Below are 21,256 nucleotides of genomic sequence, written 5' to 3' on the forward strand. Positions count from 1 at the left end.
CGGTGATAGCATCGCCCTGTTCCCCGGACCTCGTCCTCCGGCCCCCTGTGGATCCACAGGACCCCCGAAAAACCCCGTGCGACCTCGTGCCGCGCGTCGGGCGTCCCCTGTCGGTCACGCCGGACGGTCACACGAGTCGACGACGAGGGGGCCGTCCAGCCCGCGCGAGCAGTCGTCGTGGTACGCCTCGCGCGCGGCCCGCACACCCCGCCCGGTCATGCCGTCCGGGCGCAGGCCCCGCCCGACCGCGGGCGGGCCCCGACGAGGGGGAAGGATCCTTCGTGACAGACACCATCGACGCCACCACGAGCACCGCGGGCGGCTCGGCCGGGGGGAGCATCTCGACGATGCGGCTCCCCGAGCTCCAGGCGCTCGCGTCCCAGCTCGGCGTCAAGGGCACGAGCAAGATGCGCAAGGGCGACCTCGTGCAGGCGATCTCCGCGGCCCGCTCCGGCGGCACCCGGGCCGCCGAGCCCGCCCCGGAGCGGGCCCAGCCCCTGGAGGACCGGTCGGCCGGGCGCAGCGACGCCCCGGTCGCGGCCGAGCGTCCGACCCGGGCGCGGCGTGCACGCTCCGCGGGGCCGGTCACGGCCGAGCCGTCCGCCGAGCGTCGCCCCGAGCCGGAGGCCGAGCAGGCCCCGCAGATGCCCGTGACGTCGCCCGAGCGCACGTCCGGCGCACCGCGGCGCGACGCGCTCGCCGGGCTGGAGGCGGCGCTCGACGCCCGTCTCGCCCCGGGCGACGAGCGCCCCGCGCCGGAGGCCGGCGAGCGCCGGTCGCGCCGCGCGGGCCGGGGCGCGGGTGCGCCGACCGGTGACGCCGAGCGTCCCGCCCGCGAGGAGCAGGCGTCCGACCGTGCTCCGCGCGGCGCGGCCCGCGGCGGTGCCGAGCGCGGTCAGGCAGAGCGTGCGGCGGCCGACCGCGGTCAGGGCGAGGTCGTCGACGGCGCACCGGCCGACCGCCAGCAGGCGGACCGCCTCGACGACGGCGACGAGCGCGGCGGCCGCCGCCGTCGCTCGCGCGACCGGTACCGCGACCGTGACCGCAAGCGCGGTCGCGGGCGGGGCACGCAGGGCGAGCTCGCGGGCCCCGACGAGGTCGAGGTCGCCGACGACGACGTCCTGCTGCCCGTCGCGGGGATCCTCGACGTGCTGGAGTCGTACGCGTTCGTGCGCACGTCGGGCTACCTGCCCGGGGCGAACGACGTCTACGTCTCGCTCAACCAGGTGAAGAAGAGCGGGCTGCGCCGCGGCGACGCGATCACCGGCGCGGTGCGCCAGCCGCGCGAGGGCGAGCAGCCGCCGGCCGCGCAGGGCAACCGCCCCAGCAAGTTCAACGCGCTGGTGCGGCTCGACACCGTCAACGGCATGGACCCGGACGAGGCCCGCCAGCGGCCCGAGTTCACCAAGCTCACGCCCCTGTACCCGCAGGAGCGGCTGCGCCTGGAGACGGAGCCGGGTCGGCTCACGCCGCGCGTCATCGACATCGTCGCGCCCATCGGCAAGGGTCAGCGCGGCCTGATCGTCGCGCCGCCGAAGGCCGGCAAGACGATCGTCATGCAGCAGATCGCCAACGCGATCACCGCGAACAACCCCGAGGTCCACCTCATGGTCGTGCTCGTCGACGAGCGCCCCGAGGAGGTCACGGACATGGAGCGGACGGTCAAGGGCGAGGTCATCGCCTCGACGTTCGACCGTCCCGCGTCCGACCACACCATCGTCGCCGAGCTCGCGATCGAGCGCGCCAAGCGGCTGGTCGAGCTCGGCCAGGACGTCGTCGTGCTGCTCGACTCGCTGACCCGGCTGTCGCGGGCGTACAACCTCGCCGCGCCGGCGTCGGGCCGGATCCTGTCCGGCGGCGTCGACGCGTCGGCGCTGTACCCGCCCAAGCGGTTCTTCGGCGCGGCGCGCAACATCGAGAACGGCGGCTCGTTGACGATCCTCGCCTCCGCGCTGGTGGAGACGGGCTCGAAGATGGACGAGGTCATCTTCGAGGAGTTCAAGGGCACCGGGAACATGGAGCTGCGCCTGTCGCGCTCCCTGGCCGACAAGCGCATCTTCCCGGCCGTCGACGTCAACGCGTCGGGCACCCGCCGCGAGGAGGTGCTCATGAGCAACGACGAGCTGAAGATCGTCTACAAGCTGCGTCGCGTGCTGGGCGCCCTCGACCAGCAGCAGGCCATCGAGCTGCTGCTCGGCAAGCTGCGCGAGACCCGCTCGAACGTCGAGTTCCTGCTCCAGGTGCAGAAGACGACCCCGGGCACGCACGCGCCCGCACTCGAGGAGGGCGTCGCCCGCACGGTCTGACCCGCCGCGACGGCCCGCCCCGCCGGGCGGGCCGTCGCGGCAGGGCCGGTGCCGGGAGCCCGCCCGACCAGGGAAGTTTCCGGCCCCGCCCGCTGTTCTGGCACAATCGTCTGCTGGCCTGCGGTTCACCGGCGCGAGCAGCGCGTCCGGACCCGGGGGCTCCCCACCGAGGAGATCATCGTGAAGTCTGACATCCACCCGGAGTACGTCGTCACCGAGGTGACGTGCACCTGCGGCAGCACCTTCGTCACGCGCTCGACCGTGACGACCGGCAAGATCCACGCCGACGTGTGCAGCGCCTGCCACCCGTTCTACACGGGCAAGCAGAAGATCCTCGACACCGGTGGCCGCGTCGCCCGCTTCGAGGCGCGCTACGGCAAGAAGGCCGGCAAGTAGCACCTGCGTCCAGCGCCGGTGCGTGGCGCGGACGACGGCCCTCCATGGTCGTGTCCGCCCGCGCACCGGCGCTGCGTCGTTGCGGGGGTGCGCCGCCGGGTGACCGGTGCGTGCCCGACCGCCGTGCCAGCCCGTCCGTGCCCTGACCCGAGGAGCCCCGCGTGAGCCAGACCGTCGGCGCACCGCCCGCCGTCGCCCCCCTGCTCGCCGAGCACGCCGAGATCGAGCAGCAGCTCGCCGACCCGGCCGTGCACGCGGACGCGGGGCGCGCCCGACGGCTCGGCCGGCGGTACGCCGAGCTGGGTCGGGTCGTGCAGGCGTACCGGGCGTGGCGGGCGGCGGCCGACGACGCCCAGGCGGCCGCCGAGCTCGCGGGGGAGGACGCCGCGTTCGCGGCCGAGCTGCCCGAGCTGCGCGCCGCGGCCGACACGGCCGCCGAGCGGCTGCGCCGCGTGCTGGTGCCGCGGGACCCGGACGACGGCCGCGACGTCATCCTCGAGGTCAAGGCGGGCGAGGGCGGCGAGGAGTCCGCGCTGTTCGCCGGCGACCTGCTGCGCATGTACACCCGCTACGCCGAGCGGCAGGGGTGGAGCGTGCAGGTGCTCGACGCGACGCCCTCGGACCTCGGCGGCGTCAAGGACGCGCAGGTCGCGGTCAAGGCCCGCGCCGCCGGCGCGCCCGAGGACGGGGTGTGGGCGCACCTGAAGTACGAGGGCGGCGTCCACCGCGTGCAGCGCGTGCCCGTCACGGAGTCCCAGGGCCGCATCCACACCTCGGCGGCGGGCGTCATGGTCTTCCCCGAGGCCGACGACGAGGCCGACGTCGAGATCGACGCGAACGACCTGCGCATCGACGTGTTCCGCTCGTCCGGCCCCGGCGGCCAGTCGGTGAACACCACCGACTCGGCCGTGCGGATCACGCACCTGCCCACGGGCATCGTCGTGTCGATGCAGAACGAGAAGTCCCAGCTGCAGAACCGGGAGCAGGCGATGCGCGTCCTGCGCGCACGCCTGCTGGCCGCCCGGCAGGAGGAGGCGGCCGCGGCCGCCAGCGAGGCCCGCCGGTCGCAGGTCCGCACCGTCGACCGGTCCGAGCGCATCCGCACCTACAACTTCCCCGAGAACCGCATCGCCGACCACCGCACCGGGTACAAGGCGTACAACCTCGACCAGGTGCTGGACGGCGACCTCGGACCGGTGCTGGCCTCGGCCGTCGCGGCGGACGAGGCCGCGCGCCTGGCCGCGGCCGGCGCGGACGGGCCGGTGGTCTGACGTGGCCGGGCGGGTCCCCGACGGGCTCCGGCACACCGGTGCCGCACCCGGCCTGCGCGCGTACGTCGAGGGCGCGACGCGCGTGCTCGACGAGGCGGGCGTGGGCTCGCCGCGCCACGACGCGACGGCCCTGGCCGCCTACGCGCTCGGCCTGCCCCGCGTCGAGCTCGTGCTGCCCCCGCCGCTGCCCGCGGGGTTCGCGGCCGAGTACGCCGCGCTCGTCGAGCGACGGCGGTCCCGCGAGCCGTTGCAGCACATCACGGGGCACACGGTCTTCCGGCACCTGACGCTGCGGGTCGAGCCGGGGGTGTTCGTGCCGCGGCCCGAGACGGAGACGGTCGCGCAGCTCGCGGTCGACGAGGCCGCCCGCCTCGTCGCGGCGGGGCGCACCCCCCGGGTGGTCGACCTGTGCACCGGCACGGGCGCGATCGCGCTGTCGGTCGCGACGGAGGTCGCGGGCAGCGAGGTCGTCGCGGTCGACCTGTCCGACGACGCGGTCGGCCTCGCCCGGCACAACGCCGGCGCCGTCGCGCCCCTCGGCACGCGGGTCGTGCAGGGCGACGTGCGGGACCCCGCGCTGCTGGCCGAGCTCGACGGCTGCGTCGACGTCGTCGTCTCCAACCCGCCGTACATCCCGCCCGACGCCGTGCCGACCGACCCCGAGGTCCGGGACCACGACCCCGACCTGGCCCTGTACGGCGGGGGCGCCGACGGCCTCGACGTGCCGCGGGCCGTGCTCGTGGCCGCGGCCCGGCTGCTCGCCCCCGGCGGGCTGCTCGTCATGGAGCACGCGGAGGTGCAGGACGCCGCCGCGCGCGCCGCGGCCCTGGCGACCGGGGCGTTCACGGACGTGCGGACCGTGCCGGACCTCACCGGGCGGCCCCGGACCCTCGTCGCACGGCGGGTCGCGCCCGCGGGCGTGGGAGACTCACCCGCGTGAGTCTCGTGCGCATCAAGGACGCGACCGACCCGGGCACGTGGGGCCCCGCGATCGACGAGGCGGTGAACGCGGTCTCGCGCGGCGAGCTCGTCGTCCTGCCGACCGACACCGTGTACGGGATCGGGGCCGACGCCTTCGACCCGCGGGCCGTGCAGGCCCTCCTCGACGCCAAGGGCCGCGGGCGGCACATGCCCCCGCCGGTCCTCATCCCGGACGTGCGGACGCTCGACGGCCTGGCCACGAGCGTGCCCGACGGCGTGCGGGCCCTGGCGGACGCGTTCTGGCCCGGGCCCCTGACGATCATCCTGCGGGCGCAGCCGTCGCTCGCGTGGGACCTGGGCGAGACCCGGGGCACGGTCGCGCTGCGGGTCCCCGACCACCGGGTCGCCCTGGCGCTGCTGCGCCGCACGGGGCCGCTCGCGGTCTCCAGCGCCAACCGCACGGGCCGTCCCGCGGCCACCACCGTGCAGGAGGCGTACCGCCAGCTCGGAGCGAGCGTGCCCGTCCTGCTCGACGGCGGCACGGCGCCCGGGGGAGTGGCCTCGACCATCGTCGACGCCACCGGCGACGTGCTGCGCGTGGTCCGCCTCGGGGCGCTCGACCTCGAGGCGCTGAACGCCGTGACGCCCGTCGAGGCCCCGCTGCCCCCGCAGGAGACTGCTGACGCGCCGGGCACCGGGCCCGGTGCGACGGAACCCGGGGCGACGCAACCCGCGGCCGCGGCGGCGCAGCCCGACGTGACCCCGTCCGACGGCCCGGCCGCCGCCCCGGCGCCCGCGGGCGACGACGAGAGGGTGGACGGCGACCGGTGAGGGTCTACCTCCTCGTCATGGCGATCGCCGCGGCGGTCGCCTACCTGGCGACCCCGGTCGCCCGCTGGTGCGCCCTGCGCTGGGGCGCGATCACGGCGGTGCGCGACCGGGACGTGCACGCCATCCCGACGCCGCGCCTCGGCGGGCTGGCCATGTTCGCGGGTCTGCTCGTCGCCTTCGTCATGGCCAGCCAGATCACGTTCCTCGACGGGGTCTTCGACAACTCCCGGCCGATCGTCGGGATCGTCGGCGGGGCGGGGCTCGTGGTCGCGCTCGGCGTCGCGGACGACATCTGGGACCTCGACTGGCTCACCAAGCTCATGGGGCAGGTCCTCGCGGCCGGGTTCCTGGCCTGGCAGGGCGTGCTGCTCTACCAGCTCCCGATCGGCGGGGTGCTCGTGAGCTCGCCGCGCACCTGGGTCTTCGTCACGGTCGTCTCGGTGGTCGTCGCGATGAACGCCGTGAACTTCGTCGACGGGCTCGACGGGCTGGCGGCCGGGGTCATCGCGATCGGCGGGGCCGCGTTCTTCCTCTACACGTACCTGCTCACGCGCGGCACCAGCAGCGAGGACTACTCCTCGCTGGCCGCCCTCATCGTGGCGGTGCTCGTCGGCATCTGCCTGGGGTTCCTGCCGCACAACGTGTACCCGGCCCGGATCTTCATGGGCGACTCGGGCTCGATGCTGCTGGGCTTCGTCATGGCGGCCGGCGCGATCGTCGTCACGGGCCAGATCGACCCGGCCGCGGTCGTCGAGCGCGTGCAGTTCCCCGCGTACATGCCGATCCTGCTGCCCGTCGCCGTGCTCGTCCTGCCGCTGCTGGACATGACGCTCGCGATCGTGCGGAGGATCGGCAGCGGCAAGAGCCCGTTCCACCCCGACCGCATGCACCTGCACCACCGCCTGCTGGCGCTGGGGCACTCGCACCGGCGCGCGGTGGGCATCATGTACGTGTGGACGGCCGTGCTCGCGTTCGGCGTGGCCGGCCTGGCGGTCTTCTCGACGACGACCGTGCTGGTCGTCACCGGTGCGGGCATGCTCGCGGCCGTCGCCCTGACCCTCGGCCCGCTGCGCGGGCGCACCCCGACCTCCGTGGAGGCCACCCCGTGACCACCGACCCGCAGCAGCCCGCCCCCGCCGACGGCGGTCCGGTCCCGCCGGCCGCCGCCGGTCCCCGTGCCGGGGACGCGACGGCCGCCGTCCTGCGCCGGGCCCTGCGCGACACCCTCGTGCTGCTCGGCGCCCTGGCGGTGCTCGGTGTGGGCGTGGGCTGGTTCGTGGCGGGGCTGCCGGGCGTGTGGGGGGCGCTCGTCGCGGTCGGCCTCGCGCTCGTCTTCTCCGGGACGACGGTGGTGGCGATGCTGCGCACCCTGCACGCGGCGCCGGCGACGATGGCGGCCGTCGTCATGGGCACCTGGCTGGCCAAGGTGCTCGTGGTGATCGTCGTCCTCGCGCTGATCCGCGACCTGGACTTCTACCACCGCGGAGTGCTCGCGGCGGTGCTCGCGCTGGGCGTCGTCGGCTCGGCGCTGCTCGACTACCGGGCGGTCAGCGGGGGGCGCGTGCCGTACGTCGAGCCCGGGACCCAGGTCCGTTGACCGCTCACCCGGACGGACCCGCACGACCGTCCGGAACCGCCCGATCCATGGGTTAGGCTTCCACTCATCCACGACGGCCAGGTGCCACCAGCGTGCCCGCGACGACGCGCGGCGCGGCATCACGACCATGGGAGACCGCACTGTCCAGCATCGCGACGATCCTGCCGCTCGCCGCGGACGAGAACACGTTCCACGTGCCTACCATCGCGGACTTCTTCCCGCCGGCGATCCTCCTCGAAGGCACGTTCTTCGAGATCAACCGTCTCCAGATCGTGCGCTTCGTCGCCGTGGTCGTCCTCGTGACGATCATGGTCGTCGCCGCCCGTCGGGCGCGCCTCGTGCCGAGCCGCGGGCAGAACGCGATCGAGATGCTCCTGGACTTCGTCCGTGTCAACGTGGCCGAGGACATCATCGGCAAGGAGAAGGCGCACAAGTACGTCGCGCTCCTGACGACGCTGTTCTTCGCGATCCTCGCGTTCAACATCACCGGCATCATCCCGGGCCTGAACATCGCCGGCACGTCCCTCATCGGACTGCCGATCATGCTGGCCCTGTGGGTGTACGTCATGTACCTCGGTGCGGGTGTGCGGGCCCACGGGCTGGGCGGCTTCCTCAAGGCGAGCCTCTTCCCGCCCGGCGTCCCGCCGTTCCTCTACGTGCTGCTGACGCCCGTCGAGTTCCTCACGGTCTTCATCCTGCGGCCCGCGACGCTGGCGCTGCGACTCATGGCGAACATGGTCGCCGGGCACCTCATGCTCGTGCTGTGCTTCGCCGCCACGGACTACTTCGTGCGCTCGGCCTCGGCGATGACCGTCTTCGCCGTGCCGAGCCTGCTCGGCGGGTTCGCGATCACGCTCTTCGAGGTCTTCGTCGCCGCGCTCCAGGCGTACATCTTCGTGGTCCTCACCGCCGTCTACATCAGCCTGTCCATCTCGGACGAGCACTGACCCACCGACCACCGCAGGGCCTCGTGCCCCGCGGTCCCACGAGCCCCCGGCCGACCGGCCGGGGACCCAACGGAAGGAACGAGCCACCGTGGCAGACACCAGCATGATCCTCGCCGCCGCTGACGCCGTCTCCGGGAACATCGCGACCGTCGGCTACGGCCTCGCGGTGCTCGGCCCGGGCATCGGTCTGGGCATCCTCATCGGCAAGACCGTCGAGGGCATGGCGCGCCAGCCCGAGGTCGCCGGCCAGCTGCGCACCACCATGTTCATCGGCATCGGGTTCGTCGAGGTCCTCGGCCTCCTCGGCCTCATCACCGGCTTCCTCTTCACGTGAGCACGGCCGCTGTCGCGGCCGTCGTGACGGCCGCCGAAGAGGCGCCGGCGGGCATCTCGCTGCTCCTGCCGGCCGCGTACGACCTCGTCTGGTCGACGGTCGTCCTCGTGGTGATCGGCGTCGCGTTCTACCGCTACGTGCTGCCGAAGTTCCAGGCCGTCCTCGACGAGCGCACCGCGAAGATCGAGGGCGGGCTCGCGCTCGCCGAGACGGCGCAGGCCGAGGCCGCGCAGGCCCTGGCCGAGAACCAGCGCCAGCTGGGCGAGGCCCGTGCCGAGGCGGCGCGCATCCGTGAGGACGCGCGCACCGAGGCCGGGCAGATCGTCGCCGAGGCACGCGTCCGGGCGCAGGAGGAGGCCCACCGGGTCCTCGAGAACGCCCAGAAGCAGATCGACGCCGAGCGTCAGCAGGCCTCCGTGTCGCTGCGCGCCGACGTCGGTGCCCTCGCGACGCAGCTCGCGTCGAAGATCGTGGGCGAGTCGCTCGAGGACGAGGCACGGCGCTCGCGCGTCGTCGACCGCTTCCTCGACGAGCTCGAGACCAGCACCGTCGGCACGAGCGCGAGCAAGGGGAGCTGATGCGCGGCACGAGTCGGGCCTCTCTCGTGGCCGCCCAGGGGCAGTGGTCCCCGGTGCTGCGCGAGGCCGGTCCCCAGGCGCTCACGCTGGGGCAGGAGCTGTTCGCCCTCGTGGACGCGCTCGACGCGTCCGGCTCGCTGCGGCGCACGCTGGCCGACCCGTCGATCGAGGCGGACGCCAAGGCGGGCCTCGTCGGCCGTCTGCTCGACGGCGCCGACCCGCGCACCGTCGAGGTCGCGCAGGTCCTGGTCCGCAGCCGCTGGTCGGCCGACGCGGACCTGACCGAGGCCGTCGAGCGGCTCGCGCTGCTCGCCGTGCTCGCGACGGCCGAGTCGGACGGCGCGCTCGAGCGGGTCGAGGACGAGCTCTTCCGCATCACGCGGGCCCTCGCCGGCCAGCGTGAGGTCCGGCGGTACCTGCTCGAGCCGTCGTACCCCGCGCAGGCGCGCGGCGAGCTGGTCGACACGCTGCTCGGGGGCCGGGCCGCGCCCGTGACCGCCGTGGTCGCGCGCCGCGCGGCCGTCGCTCCCCGCGGGCGTCGGTACGTGACGACCCTGCTGCACGTGGTCGACCTGATCGCGGAGCTGCGCAGCCGTCAGGTCGCGACGGTCACGACGGCCTCGCCCCTGTCCGCCACGCAGACGACGCGGCTGACCGACCTCGTGGGCCGGGCGCTCGGCCGGCCGGTCCAGCTCAACGTGGTCGTCGACGAGGACGTCGTCGGGGGGCTGCGCGTGCAGTCCGGACCCGACGTCATCGACGCCACCGTCCTCGCCCGTCTCGCCGACGCACGCCGACAGCTCGCCGGCTGACCTACCGCTCCGGTCACCGGACCACGACACACCGCACGCGTGACGCGTGCGTCAGATGAGGAGAACCCATGGCTGAGCTGACGATCCGGCCGGAGGACATCCGGGCCGCGCTGGACAGCTTCGTGAAGACGTACGAGCCGAAGGGCGCCGCGACCGAAGAGGTCGGACGCGTGACGCTCGCCGGCGACGGCATCGCCCAGGTCGAGGGCCTGCCCGGGGCGATGGCGAACGAGCTGCTGCAGTTCGAGGACGGCACGCTGGGCCTGGCGCTGAACCTCGACGTCCGCGAGATCGGCGTCGTCGTGCTCGGCGAGTTCACCGGCATCGAGGAGGGCCAGGAGGTCCGCCGCACCGGCGAGGTGCTCTCGGTCGCCGTCGGTGACGGCTACCTCGGGCGCGTCGTCGACCCGCTCGGCCACCCGATCGACGGGCTGGGCGAGGTCGAGACCGACGCCCGCCGCGCCCTCGAGCTCCAGGCGCCCGGCGTCATGGCCCGCAAGTCGGTCCACGAGCCGCTCCAGACCGGCCTGAAGGCCATCGACTCGATGATCCCGATCGGCCGTGGCCAGCGTCAGCTGATCATCGGCGACCGTCAGACCGGCAAGACGGCCATCGCGATCGACACGATCATCAACCAGAAGGCCAACTGGGAGACGGGCGACCCGACCAAGCAGGTCCGCTGCATCTACGTCGCGATCGGCCAGAAGGGCTCGACCATCGCCGCGGTCCGTGGCGCGCTCGAGGAGGCCGGCGCGCTGGAGTACACGACGATCGTCGCGGCTCCCGCCTCGGACCCGGCCGGCTTCAAGTACCTCGCGCCCTACACCGGCTCGGCCATCGGCCAGCACTGGATGTACCAGGGCAAGCACGTCCTCATCGTCTTCGACGACCTGTCCAAGCAGGCTGAGGCGTACCGTGCCGTGTCGCTGCTGCTGCGCCGCCCGCCGGGCCGCGAGGCGTACCCCGGTGACGTGTTCTACCTGCACTCCCGCCTGCTGGAGCGTTGCGCCAAGCTGTCCGACGAGCTCGGCGCGGGCTCGATGACGGGTCTGCCCGTCATCGAGACCAAGGCGAACGACGTCTCGGCGTACATCCCCACCAACGTCATCTCCATCACCGACGGGCAGATCTTCCTCCAGTCGGACCTGTTCAACGCGGACCAGCGCCCGGCCGTCGACGTCGGCATCTCGGTGTCCCGCGTCGGTGGTGCGGCCCAGGTCAAGGCGATGAAGCAGGTCTCCGGCACGTTGAAGCTGGACCTGGCGCAGTACCGCTCGCTCGAGGCGTTCGCGATGTTCGCGTCGGACCTCGACGCGGCCTCGCGCGCGCAGCTGACGCGTGGTGCCCGCCTCATGGAGCTGCTCAAGCAGGGCCAGTACTCCCCGTACCCGGTCGAGGACCAGGTCGCGTCCATCTGGGCCGGCACCAAGGGCAAGCTCGACGACGTCCCGATCGAGGACGTGCGTCGCTTCGAGACCGAGCTGCTGGACCACCTGCGCCGCAACACCGAGGTGCTGGCGACCATCGCGTCCACCGGCAAGCTCGAGGACTCGACGGTCGACGCGCTCAGCGCGGCGATCGACGAGTTCCGCCTGGGCTTCCTCAAGTTCGACGGGACGCCGCTGGTCGGCGCTGCCGAGGAGGACGCCGCGGTCGAGGTCGAGCAGGAGCAGATCGTCCGCCAGAAGAGGGCCTGAGCATGGCCGGTCAGCAGCGCGTCTACAAGCAGCGGATCAAGAGCACCCAGTCGCTCAAGAAGATGTTCCGTGCGCAGGAGCTCATCGCGGCGTCCCGCATCGGGCGCGCCCGCGACCGGGTGGCCATGGCCGCGCCGTACGCCCGGGCGATCACCCGTGCCGTCTCGGCCGTCGCGACCCACTCGGACGTGCGGCACCCGTTCCTCGTCGAGCGCGAGGACACGAACCGCGTCGCCGTGCTGCTCATCGCGTCGGACCGCGGCATGGCGGGCGCGTACTCCGCGAGCGTCATCCGGGAGACCGAGCGTCTGGTCCAGCGGCTCGAGGGGGAGGGCAAGCAGGTCGCCCTCTACGTCTCGGGCCGCCGGGCCGTGGCCTACTACACGTTCCGCCGGCGCGAGCTGGCGGGGCAGTGGTCGGGCTTCTCCGACGCGCCGACCCCCGAGGTCGCCGACGAGATCGCCGAGAGCCTGCTCGAGGCCTTCCAGGCCCCGGCGGACGAGGGCGGCGTGGGTGAGCTGCACATCGTCTTCACGCAGTTCGTCAACATGGTGACGCAGCGCCCGCGCGTCGTGCGGATGCTCCCGCTCGAGGTCGTCGAGGGCGTCGCCGCCGTCGACGAGCACGAGGCGCTCCCGCTGTACGAGTTCGAGCCCGGACCCGAGGAGGTGCTCGACGCGCTCCTGCCGCGGTACGTGCGCACCCGGATCTACGCGAACCTGCTGCAGGCTGCCGCGTCCGAGCTGGCCGCGCGCCAGCGGGCGATGCACACGGCCACGGAGAACGCCGAGGACCTCATCCGCACCTACACGCGACTGGCCAACCAGGCGCGTCAGAGCGAGATCACCCAGGAGATCAGCGAGATCGTGTCGGGCGCCGACGCGCTCGCCGCCTCCTGACCCCGACACCGACCGCACGACCACCCAGCCGGGCACGGACCCGCCCGGCCGAGCGAAGCGAGGCAGACATGACCGCCACCACCGTCGACGCGACGGCCGCCGCCGCCGGCACGCCCGGCGTCGGTCGGGTCGCGCGGGTCATCGGGCCCGTCGTGGACATCGAGTTCCCGCCGGACCAGATCCCCGAGATCTACAACGCGCTGACCGTCGACATCGACCTGTCGTCGCAGGGCGAGGGCGAGAAGTCGTTCACGATGACGCTCGAGGTCGCCCAGCACCTGGGCGACTCGCTGGTCCGTGCGATCGCGCTCAAGCCCACCGACGGCCTCGTGCGCGGGGCGGTCGTGACCGACACGGGCGCCGCGATCTCGGTGCCCGTCGGCGACGTGACCAAGGGCCACGTCTTCGACGTGACCGGCAACGTGCTCAACCTGGCCGAGGGCGAGACCCTCGAGATCACCGAGCGCTGGCCGATCCACCGCAAGCCCCCGGCCTTCGACCAGCTCGAGTCGAAGACGCAGATGTTCGAGACGGGCATCAAGGTCATCGACCTGCTCACGCCGTACGTGCAGGGCGGGAAGATCGGCCTGTTCGGCGGTGCCGGCGTCGGCAAGACCGTCCTCATCCAGGAGATGATCCAGCGCGTCGCGCAGGACCACGGCGGTGTGTCGGTGTTCGCCGGTGTCGGTGAGCGCACGCGTGAGGGCAACGACCTCATCGTCGAGATGGAGGAGGCCGGCGTCTTCGACAAGACGGCGCTCGTCTTCGGCCAGATGGACGAGCCGCCGGGCACGCGTCTGCGCGTGGCCCTGTCGGCGCTGACGATGGCGGAGTACTTCCGCGACGTGCAGAAGCAGGACGTGCTGCTGTTCATCGACAACATCTTCCGCTTCACGCAGGCGGGCTCCGAGGTGTCGACGCTGCTGGGCCGCATGCCCTCCGCGGTGGGCTACCAGCCCAACCTCGCGGACGAGATGGGTCTGCTCCAGGAGCGCATCACGTCCACGCGCGGCCACTCGATCACGTCGCTCCAGGCCATCTACGTGCCCGCCGACGACTACACCGACCCGGCCCCGGCCACGACGTTCGCGCACCTCGACGCGACGACGGAGCTCAGCCGTGAGATCGCCTCGCGCGGTCTGTACCCCGCGGTCGACCCGCTGGCCTCGACCAGCCGCATCCTGGACCCGCGGTACGTGGGCCAGAAGCACTACGACGTCGCCACGCGCGTGAAGTCGATCCTGCAGCGCAACAAGGAGCTCCAGGACATCATCGCGATCCTCGGTGTCGACGAGCTCAGCGAGGAGGACAAGACGATCGTCGCGCGTGCGCGCCGCATCCAGCAGTTCCTCTCGCAGAACACGTACATGGCCGAGAAGTTCACGGGTGTCGTCGGCTCGACGGTGCCGGTGTCCGAGACGGTCGAGGCGTTCGAGAAGATCGCGGACGGCGAGTTCGACCACATCTCCGAGCAGGCGTTCTTCAACATCGGCGGTCTCGAGGACCTCGAGCGCAACTGGGCGCGGATCCAGAAGGAGTACGGCGTCTGACGACGCCGTACGACCCCGGAACCGGCTCTTCAGGAGGACATGTGGCACAGCTCGAGGTGGACCTCGTGGCGGCGGACGGCAAGGTCTGGTCCGGCGCCGCGAGGCTGGTGTCGGCGCCCGCGGCCGACGGTGACATCGGCATCCTGGCCGGCCACACGCCGATCCTGTCGGTGCTGCGCCCCGGCAGCGTCCGGGTCGAGCCCGCGGGCGGCGGCGCGACGCTGAGCTGGCGGGTCGACGGCGGGTTCCTGTCCGTCGACGACGACCAGGTCACGGTCGTCGTCGACGCCGCGACGGCCGACCCCGGCCGCGCGGGTCACTGACGCGGCGTCGGGCGGGGCGGGGGGTCGATGACCGGCACGTGGCTCCCGATCGTCGTCACGGCCGGCGTGGCGCTGCTCGGACTGCTGCTCCTGGTGGCCCTGTGGGCGTCGCGCACGCGCGCGCTGTCCCACCGGGTGGGCTCCTTCTCGTGCGCGGTCGCGGACGGCGCCGACGGGCCGTGGGCCCGGGGCGTCGCGCAGTACGGGGCCACGTCCCTGTACTGGTGGCGTCGTGCCTCGCTCGTCCCGCGGCCCGCGTCGACATGGGCACGGGCGGGCATCCGCGTCCTGGAGCGGCGGCGGCTGCCCTCGGCGGACGGCTCCGTCCAGGCGGTCGTCGTGCACTGCGAGGTGCGGGACGTGCGCCGGGGGGTCCGGTCGGTCCACCTGCACATGTCGGACGACGCGTACGCGGGCTTCACGTCGTGGATCGAGGCCACGCCCTCGCGCGTGGGCACCGTCATCTGACCCGTCGTCCCCGGGGCACGCCCCGCCACGGCGGGTCCGTCGCCCGTCCCGTCTCGTCGTCGTGAGGTCCTGTTGCGTCTCGTCGTCGCCGACTGCGCCGCCCGCTACACCGGGCGCCTGTCGGCCCACCTGCCCCGCGCCGTCCGGCTGCTCGTCGTCAAGGCGGACGGCTCGGTGCTCCTGCACTCCGACGGCGGCTCGTACAAGCCGCTGAACTGGATGAGCCCGCCGTGCTCGCTGGTGGTCGGCGAGCCCGACGCCGACAAGGTCGCGGCCGGCGTCACGGCGGTGTGGACGGTGCAGCACGCCAAGTCCGACGACCGCCTGGTGATCGACCTGTTCACGGTCCACCACGAGTCGACGCACGACCTGGGCGTGGACCCGGGGCTCGTCAAGGACGGCGTGGAGGCGCACCTGCAGGAGCTCCTGGCGGCGCAGATCGCGCTGCTCGGCTCGGGCCACACGCTGGTCCGGCGGGAGTACCCCACGGCGATCGGCCCCGTGGACATCCTGGCGAAGTCGCCCGACGGCGGCACGGTCGCCGTCGAGATCAAGCGGCGTGGCGACATCGACGGCGTCGAGCAGCTGACCCGGTACCTCGAGCTGCTCAACCGTGACCCGCACCTGGCGCCGGTGCGCGGGGTGTTCGCGGCGCAGGAGATCCGCCCCCAGGCGCGCGTGCTGGCCACCGACCGGGGGATCGGTTGCCTGGTCCTCGACTACGACGCGATGCGCGGCGTGGACGACGTCGACTCCCGGCTGTTCTGACGCGCTCGCGACCGGGACCTCGGTCCTACCCGCGCTCGTGGACGGCGCACCTAGCGTGAGGACGTCCGACGGCGACTGAGCGACGTCGCCGGACCGGCAGGTGCCTCGCCGCACCGACTGACGTCGGCCTCCCCCCTCGGCGGCGGGGCGCCTGCTCGGAGCCGTACCCGGGCGGGCGTCAGCGTGCAGCGGTGACCTGGGCGGGCGTGCTCCCCGTGATCCGCGCGACGAGCCGGACGGCCGCGTCCCACGAGCGGGCGTAGTGCTGGGGGTCGGCGTTGCGCTGCACCGTGTGGGCGACGATCGTCGGCTCCATCCGGTCGCGCCCGTCGACGGTGGCGAGCACGCGGTAGAAGCTCTGGGCGCTGCGCGTGGGATCCATCCGGTCGGCGTAGGTGCCCCACGCGCCGTTGTCGCGCTGCTGGAACAGGCCGCGGCTGTCGGGCCCGGCGGCGTCGCCGTGGTCGACGACGCGCAGCGACGACTCGCCGATCGCGGTCATGACCCCGATGGCCTGGTCCCGCAGCGAGAGGCCCATGCCGCGTCCGGCCTCGACGACGGCGGCCGCGTTGGCGACCTGCTCGGGGGTGAACCCGTCGACGGTGGGCAGCGCCGTCGCGTCCACGGCCTGCGTGAGCGCGGCGGCGAAGTCGGCACCGGTCGCCGCGGGCGCACTCGTGCTCGTGGCGGCGGTCGCAGGAGCGGCGACCCGGGCGGGGGCGAGCTGGGCCATGGTGCCCTGGATCGCGGCGACCCGTGCCTGGACGGCAGCGATCCCCTCCATGCCCCGCCTCTCCTCCCACGCCGGTGCCGGTGTGCCGTCATGCTCATCGACAGCCGGGGCGCCGATGTGAGCGCGCCGTCGGCGGCCGAGACCGTGGGGCGCGGTCACCCCTGCTCCTGACCGTTCACCACCGCTGGGCCCGGGATGCGGGAGCGGGTGTCCCTGCGTGCGTCGAACGCCGGTGCCGCGGGGGGCCGTGGGGGAGGATGGCGGCGTGACCGGCCCCGAGCGCAGCGTCCCCGTCCCGTCGTCCCCGACCCGCCCGCCGGCCGGTTCCGGCGGGCCCCGGCTGCCGGCGGGCGCCGAGCTGGTGCGGGGCGCGGTCGTGCTCCCCACGGGCGTGATCGCCGACGGGGTCGTCGCGGTCGCGGACGGCGTCGTCGTGTGGGTCGGGCCGTCGGGGCTGCTCGACACCGACCTGCTGCCCCCGACCCCACCGGCCGGCACGCTCGTCCTGCCCGGGCTCGTCGACCTGCACTGCCACGGCGGCGGCGGTGCGAGCTTCCCGGACGCCACGACGATGGAGGAGGTCACGACGGGTGCGCGCGAGCACCTGGCGCACGGCACGACGAGCCTGGTCGCGTCGCTGGTGACCGCACCCCGCGACGTGCTGCTCGCCCGGACGGCGCTCCTCGCCGACGCGGTCGACGCCGGGCACCTCGTGGGCGTGCACCTGGAGGGGCCGTTCCTGTCGGCCGCGCGCTGCGGCGCGCAGAACCCGCACGACATGGTCCCCGGCGACCCGGGCCTGGTGCGCGAGGTGGCCCGGGCGGCGCGGGGGCACCTGGTGACGATGACGGTGGCCCCTGAGGTGCCGGGTGTCGCGGGCGCGGGGGAAGACGACGTGCTGCGCGCGCTCGCCGAGGTGGGGGCGCTGCCGTCGCTGGGGCACACGGACGCGAGCGCGGAGGTCACCGAGCGGGCCGCGGACCGTGCGTTCGACCTGCTGGCGACCACCGGGTCCGCACGGTCGGGCCGCCCGACGGCGACGCACCTGTTCAACGGGATGCGGCCCCTCCACCACCGTGACCCCGGTCCGGTGGCGGCCTGCCTCGCGGCGGCGGCGGCAGGGCGGCTCGTCGTGGAGCTCGTCGCCGACGGCACGCACCTGGCGCCCGCGACGGTCCGCACGGTGATGGAGCTCGTGGGGGCCGACGCGGTCGTGCTCGTCACGGACGCGATGGCCGCGGCCGGCATGCCGGACGGCGACTACCGGCTGGGTCCGCTCGCCGTGCGGGTGGCGGACGGCGTGGCGCGGCTGGTCGGCGAGGACGGGTCGGCGGGCGCGATCGCGGGCGGGGTGGCGCACCTGCTCGACGTGGTCCGGTGCGTGGTGGACGCCGGTGTGCCGCTCGTGGACGCGGTGCGGTCGGCGTCGACGACTCCGGCGACGGTGCTGGGGCGTGCGGACCTCGGTGCGCTGGTCGCGGGCCGTCGCGCGGACGTCCTGGTGACGACGGCCACGCTGGAGCCTGTGGCGGTGATGCGGACCGGCGCGTGGGTCGTCGGTCGGCCCTGAGGCCCGTGCCGCACGACCCGCGCGCCCGGCCCGCACCGGCCCGGACGGTCCGTCTCAGTCGGCGCGCACGCTCGCGAGCCGGGCGGCCCCGCGCAGGGTGACGCGCAGGTCGACGACGTCGCCGACCGGGCCCACGAGTGCGACGGTCCGCTCGTGCCAGTCGTAGCGGCTGCCGCCGTCGGGGACGTCGACGGCGCCGAGCAGCGCGTCCGTCGTGGCGTCGCGCACCTCGACGGACGCGGGTCCGGGCGCGGTGCGTGCCACGTCGAGCGTGAGCGTGCGGGCCCCGGCGGTGCGGCAGTCGCGCAGGACGAGCGCACCGTGGTCGGCGCCGCGGCGCACCTGGACGGCGTCTCCCGCGGTGCGGGTGCGGTCGACGAGGTCGATGCCGGTCGCGGTGTCGAAGGACGCGGCGGGCACGCGGCGGCCGAGCAGCTCGCGCGGCGGCACGGCGGGGCCGTCGAGGTGGACGACGGCCCGGTGGGTGGCGTGCGCGCTCGACGGGCCGGTGCTGAGCACGTACTCGCCCGGCTCGACGACCCACAGGTCGCGGGTCACGTCCCGCACGGCGAGCTCGCGCACCGGCACGGTGAGCGTGACCTCGGCGTCCTGGCCCGGCGCCAGCGTCGTGCGGGTGTGGGCCACCAGCCGGTGCGGGTACGGCAGCCGGTGCCCGGGGGCGTCGACGTACACCTGCACGAGCTCGTGCGCGGTGCGGGTGCCGGTGTTGGTGAGCCGGAGGTGCGCCGCGAGCGCCGGTCCGGCGGGCGCGGTCGGGTCGCCGGGTGCGGCGTCCTGGACGCCGGCCGCGGCGCCGCCGGCGTCCACGGTGAGCGAGGTGCACCGCACGTCGCCGTAGGTGAGCCCGTGCCCGAGCCCGTACCGCGGCGGTGCCGGGGTGTACCAGTCGGTCGTCCGGGCGGCGATGACGTCGTAGTCCAGGAGGTCCCCGGCCTGCGAGGCGTCGGCGGGCCAGGGGTGCGCGAGGCGGCCGGTCGGCTCGACGTCCCCGGTGAGCACGTCGACGAGGCCGGGCCCGAGCTCCTGCCCGCCGTGCGACGTCCACACCACGGCGGCGGCGCCGAGGTCGTCGGGGAGCACGTAGGGGTAGGACGAGACGACGACGAGCACGGGCCGGGCGGGGCCGGCGGCGGCGGAGCGCCACAGCGCGAGCTGGCTCGCGGGCAGGTCCAGGTGCGGGCGGTCCTCGGTCTCGCGCCCGTGCAGGTGCGGGTCGTTGCCGGCGGTGACGAGCACGACGTCGGCGTCGGCGACGGCCTGTGCGACCGCCTGCGACCCGCTGCGCACGATGTCCAGGGTGAAGCGTGCGGCGGAGTCGGGAGTGTGGGCCTCGGCGACGAGCGTGCCCTGGGTGTCGTGCTGCACGCGTACCCAGCGGCCGGTCCCGACGTGCTGCACCGACCAGGTGCCGTCGGCGTGCCGGTGGGTGCGGAACGACTCCTGGGCGACCCAGCCGCCGACGCGGCGGGCGTCGGCGCGCACGACCCATCCGGCACCGCTCCACAGCAGGTCGGTGGCGACCTGCCGCAGCGTGAGCAGGCCGTCGCCCCAGTCGGTGACGTCGACGAGGGAGGTGTCGTGACCCGCGGACCCGTCGGCGACGAGGGTCCCGTCGGGCAGGGCCCGGACCGTGCCACCGGTGGTCGTGCAGGTCAGCGTCACGCGCGTGGCGCCGTCGGCCGCCCGCACGTGCGCAGCCCCGACCCGGTCGCGCAGCGCGGTCGCGAGGCCCGTGAGGTACGGGGGCGTGCCGGAGTACCAGTCGTGCAGCACGCGGTCGGCGTGCGGCCCGACCACGGCGACGACGGCGTCGGGCGCCAGGGGCAGGACACCGTCGTTCTCCAGCACGACGACCGAGCGGGCGACGGACTCGCGGGCGAGCGCGCGGTGCGCGGGCAGGTCGATCGCGTCGGGCCCCACGACCCACGGGTCGCGCCCGGGGTCCAGCTCGCCGGTGCGCAGCCGCAGCTCGAGCTGGCGCAGCACGGCGCGGTCCACCACGTCCTCGTCGAGGAGCCCGCGCTCGAGCGCGGCCGTGACCCGTTCGACGGTGGGGCGGGCGTCGGCGTCGTTGTCGGTGAACGAGTCGATGCCGGCGCGCAGCATCGCGGCGTGCGACTCCACGTGGTCGTCGTAGTACCGCTCGAACGTCACGACGTTGCCGGGCGCGGCGGCGTCGGACACGACGAGCAGCGGGTGCGCGGCGTGCGTCTGGAGCAGGTCGAGCAGCTCGCCGGCCACGTGGTTGGGGCGGCCGTTGACGAGGTTGTACGACGGCATGACCGCGCCCACGACCCCGGCGGCGGCCGGGTGCAGGTAGGCGGGCAGCTCGTACTCGTGCAGCACGCGGGGTCGCAGCTGCGAGCTGGTGACGGCCCGGTCGGTCTCGTTGCCGTAGGCCAGGTAGTGCTTGAGCGTGGGCACGGTCCGCCAGTACACGGGGTGGTCGCCGCGCAGCCCGCGGGCGTAGGCGGTCGCCAGCCACGCGGTGACGTGCGGGTCCTGCGACCACCCTTCCTCGTGCCGGCCCCACGCGGGGTGGCGCAGCGGGTTGACGACGGGGGCCCACACGTTGAGCGAGACGCTGGGGTCGGCGGCGTGCTTGGCGCGGACCTCGGTGCCGACGACCTCGCCGACGCGGCGGACGAGGTCCGCGTCCCAGGTGCAGGCGAGGCCGACGGGCTGGGGGAAGACGGTCGCGGTGCCGAGCCAGGCGACGCCGTGCAGGGCCTCCGCGCCGGTGTGGAACGGGGCGAGCCCGAGCCGCTCGACGGCCGGGGAGTGCTGGTGCAGGAGCGCGACCTTCTCGGTGCGGGTCAGCCGGCCGAGCAGGTCACGGGCGCGCTGCTCGACCGGCAGGCCGGGGTCGAGGTACGGGGCGCGGTCCTCGACGAGGAGGGGGCTCGGGGTGGCGGGTCGTGCTCGGTCGTCGTCGACCACGGTGCTCCTGCAGGGTGTTCGGTCGTCGTCTGGTCGAACCGTTTCGACGATCACAGCCGGGCGTCGGGTGGCGCCCAGGGCGCCTCGGGCCGCCATGGTGGACCAGATCGGTGCGTCTGGCAAGGACGCGTCCCGCCTGAGACGTGGCTTGCCTCACACCTGTCCCGTGTCCTAGATTCACCCGCGTCGAACCGCTTCGACTGTGATCGCCGTCGATCACCGTCGTTCGCCGGGGCGGCACGCGCCGGACGCCGGGTCGCCGAGGACCCCGGGCCGGCAGCAGCGACCGAGGGC

Annotated in this window: 20 protein-coding genes; 18 read left to right on the forward strand and 2 right to left on the reverse strand. The window is 74.3% G+C overall.

Annotated features, from left to right (window positions below; genetic code table 11):
- The first annotated feature begins 281 nt into the window (after positions 1-281).
- From rho to nucS, 17 genes are all read left to right on the forward strand, one after another.
- Complete coding sequence (gene rho, locus BKA21_RS15905; RefSeq protein ID WP_140459920.1) at positions 282-2,306, forward strand: transcription termination factor Rho; 2,025 nt, start codon at positions 282-284, stop codon at positions 2,304-2,306.
- A 180-nt stretch (positions 2,307-2,486) separates the two neighbouring features.
- Complete coding sequence (gene rpmE, locus BKA21_RS15910) at positions 2,487-2,702, forward strand: 50S ribosomal protein L31 (RefSeq protein WP_140459921.1); 216 nt, start codon at positions 2,487-2,489, stop codon at positions 2,700-2,702.
- A 161-nt stretch (positions 2,703-2,863) separates the two neighbouring features.
- The gene (gene prfA / locus BKA21_RS15915) at positions 2,864-3,973 is read left to right on the forward strand and encodes a peptide chain release factor 1 (RefSeq protein WP_140459922.1); all 1,110 of its coding nucleotides are present in this window, start codon (positions 2,864-2,866) and stop codon (positions 3,971-3,973) included.
- Position 3,974: 1 nt separating this feature from the next.
- A complete protein-coding gene (prmC, locus tag BKA21_RS15920; RefSeq protein ID WP_140459923.1) occupies positions 3,975-4,913 on the forward strand; it encodes a peptide chain release factor N(5)-glutamine methyltransferase in 939 nt (312 codons plus the stop codon).
- Complete coding sequence (locus BKA21_RS15925; protein WP_140459924.1) at positions 4,910-5,725, forward strand: L-threonylcarbamoyladenylate synthase; 816 nt, start codon at positions 4,910-4,912, stop codon at positions 5,723-5,725. The genes prmC and BKA21_RS15925 overlap by 4 nt, the downstream gene beginning before the upstream one ends.
- Positions 5,722-6,834: an MraY family glycosyltransferase gene (locus tag BKA21_RS15930; protein ID WP_140459925.1), complete on the forward strand. Its 1,113-nt coding sequence runs from the start codon at positions 5,722-5,724 to the stop codon at positions 6,832-6,834. Before BKA21_RS15925 ends, BKA21_RS15930 begins: the two co-directional genes overlap by 4 nt.
- Complete coding sequence (locus BKA21_RS15935) at positions 6,831-7,322, forward strand: Cg1360 family ATP-synthase-associated protein (protein ID WP_308439096.1); 492 nt, start codon at positions 6,831-6,833, stop codon at positions 7,320-7,322. The genes BKA21_RS15930 and BKA21_RS15935 overlap by 4 nt, the downstream gene beginning before the upstream one ends.
- Positions 7,323-7,414: 92 nt before the next feature.
- Positions 7,415-8,269, forward strand: a complete 855-nt coding sequence (gene atpB, locus BKA21_RS15940; RefSeq protein WP_308439097.1) for a F0F1 ATP synthase subunit A — start codon at positions 7,415-7,417, stop codon at positions 8,267-8,269.
- A 103-nt stretch (positions 8,270-8,372) separates the two neighbouring features.
- On the forward strand, positions 8,373-8,603 hold the full coding sequence (gene atpE, locus BKA21_RS15945) for an ATP synthase F0 subunit C (RefSeq protein WP_140459991.1): 231 nt from the start codon (positions 8,373-8,375) through the stop codon (positions 8,601-8,603).
- Positions 8,600-9,181: a F0F1 ATP synthase subunit B gene (locus tag BKA21_RS15950; RefSeq protein WP_140459926.1), complete on the forward strand. Its 582-nt coding sequence runs from the start codon at positions 8,600-8,602 to the stop codon at positions 9,179-9,181. Before atpE ends, BKA21_RS15950 begins: the two co-directional genes overlap by 4 nt.
- Positions 9,181-9,993 (forward strand): F0F1 ATP synthase subunit delta, encoded by an 813-nt coding sequence (locus BKA21_RS15955; protein ID WP_140459927.1) that lies wholly within the window; start codon positions 9,181-9,183, stop codon positions 9,991-9,993. Before BKA21_RS15950 ends, BKA21_RS15955 begins: the two co-directional genes overlap by 1 nt.
- 68 nt (positions 9,994-10,061) lie before the next feature.
- Positions 10,062-11,690, forward strand: coding sequence for a F0F1 ATP synthase subunit alpha (gene atpA / locus BKA21_RS15960; protein WP_140459928.1), 1,629 nt, complete (start codon positions 10,062-10,064; stop codon positions 11,688-11,690).
- A gap of 2 nt (positions 11,691-11,692) precedes the next feature.
- Complete coding sequence (locus BKA21_RS15965; RefSeq protein ID WP_140459929.1) at positions 11,693-12,589, forward strand: F0F1 ATP synthase subunit gamma; 897 nt, start codon at positions 11,693-11,695, stop codon at positions 12,587-12,589.
- A 68-nt stretch (positions 12,590-12,657) separates the two neighbouring features.
- A complete protein-coding gene (gene atpD / locus BKA21_RS15970) occupies positions 12,658-14,139 on the forward strand; it encodes a F0F1 ATP synthase subunit beta (RefSeq protein WP_140459930.1) in 1,482 nt (493 codons plus the stop codon).
- 41 nt (positions 14,140-14,180) lie between these two features.
- Positions 14,181-14,462, forward strand: coding sequence for a F0F1 ATP synthase subunit epsilon (locus tag BKA21_RS15975; RefSeq protein ID WP_140459931.1), 282 nt, complete (start codon positions 14,181-14,183; stop codon positions 14,460-14,462).
- 27 nt (positions 14,463-14,489) lie between these two features.
- Entirely contained in the window at positions 14,490-14,930 is a 441-nt protein-coding gene (locus tag BKA21_RS15980) for a DUF2550 family protein (RefSeq protein ID WP_140459932.1), read from the forward strand.
- Positions 14,931-15,002: 72 nt separating this feature from the next.
- Complete coding sequence (gene nucS, locus BKA21_RS15985) at positions 15,003-15,698, forward strand: endonuclease NucS (RefSeq protein WP_140459933.1); 696 nt, start codon at positions 15,003-15,005, stop codon at positions 15,696-15,698.
- 178 nt (positions 15,699-15,876) lie between these two features.
- On the opposite strand, the gene BKA21_RS15990 is transcribed toward nucS, so the two are convergent.
- Positions 15,877-16,482: a hypothetical protein gene (locus BKA21_RS15990; protein ID WP_170209076.1), complete on the reverse strand. Its 606-nt coding sequence runs from the start codon at positions 16,480-16,482 to the stop codon at positions 15,877-15,879.
- A 289-nt stretch (positions 16,483-16,771) separates the two neighbouring features.
- Between BKA21_RS15990 and BKA21_RS15995 the strand changes: the two genes are divergently transcribed.
- Entirely contained in the window at positions 16,772-18,001 is a 1,230-nt protein-coding gene (locus tag BKA21_RS15995; protein ID WP_140459992.1) for an N-acetylglucosamine-6-phosphate deacetylase, read from the forward strand.
- A 54-nt stretch (positions 18,002-18,055) separates the two neighbouring features.
- Here the strand turns inward: BKA21_RS15995 and BKA21_RS16000 are convergent, their stop codons facing one another.
- Positions 18,056-20,962, reverse strand: coding sequence for a glycoside hydrolase family 3 C-terminal domain-containing protein (locus BKA21_RS16000; protein WP_239072940.1), 2,907 nt, complete (start codon positions 20,960-20,962; stop codon positions 18,056-18,058).
- Between the last annotated feature and the right edge of the window lie 294 nt (positions 20,963-21,256).

This window comes from Cellulomonas oligotrophica, assembly GCF_013409875.1.
Lineage (GTDB): Bacteria > Actinomycetota > Actinomycetes > Actinomycetales > Cellulomonadaceae > Cellulomonas > Cellulomonas oligotrophica.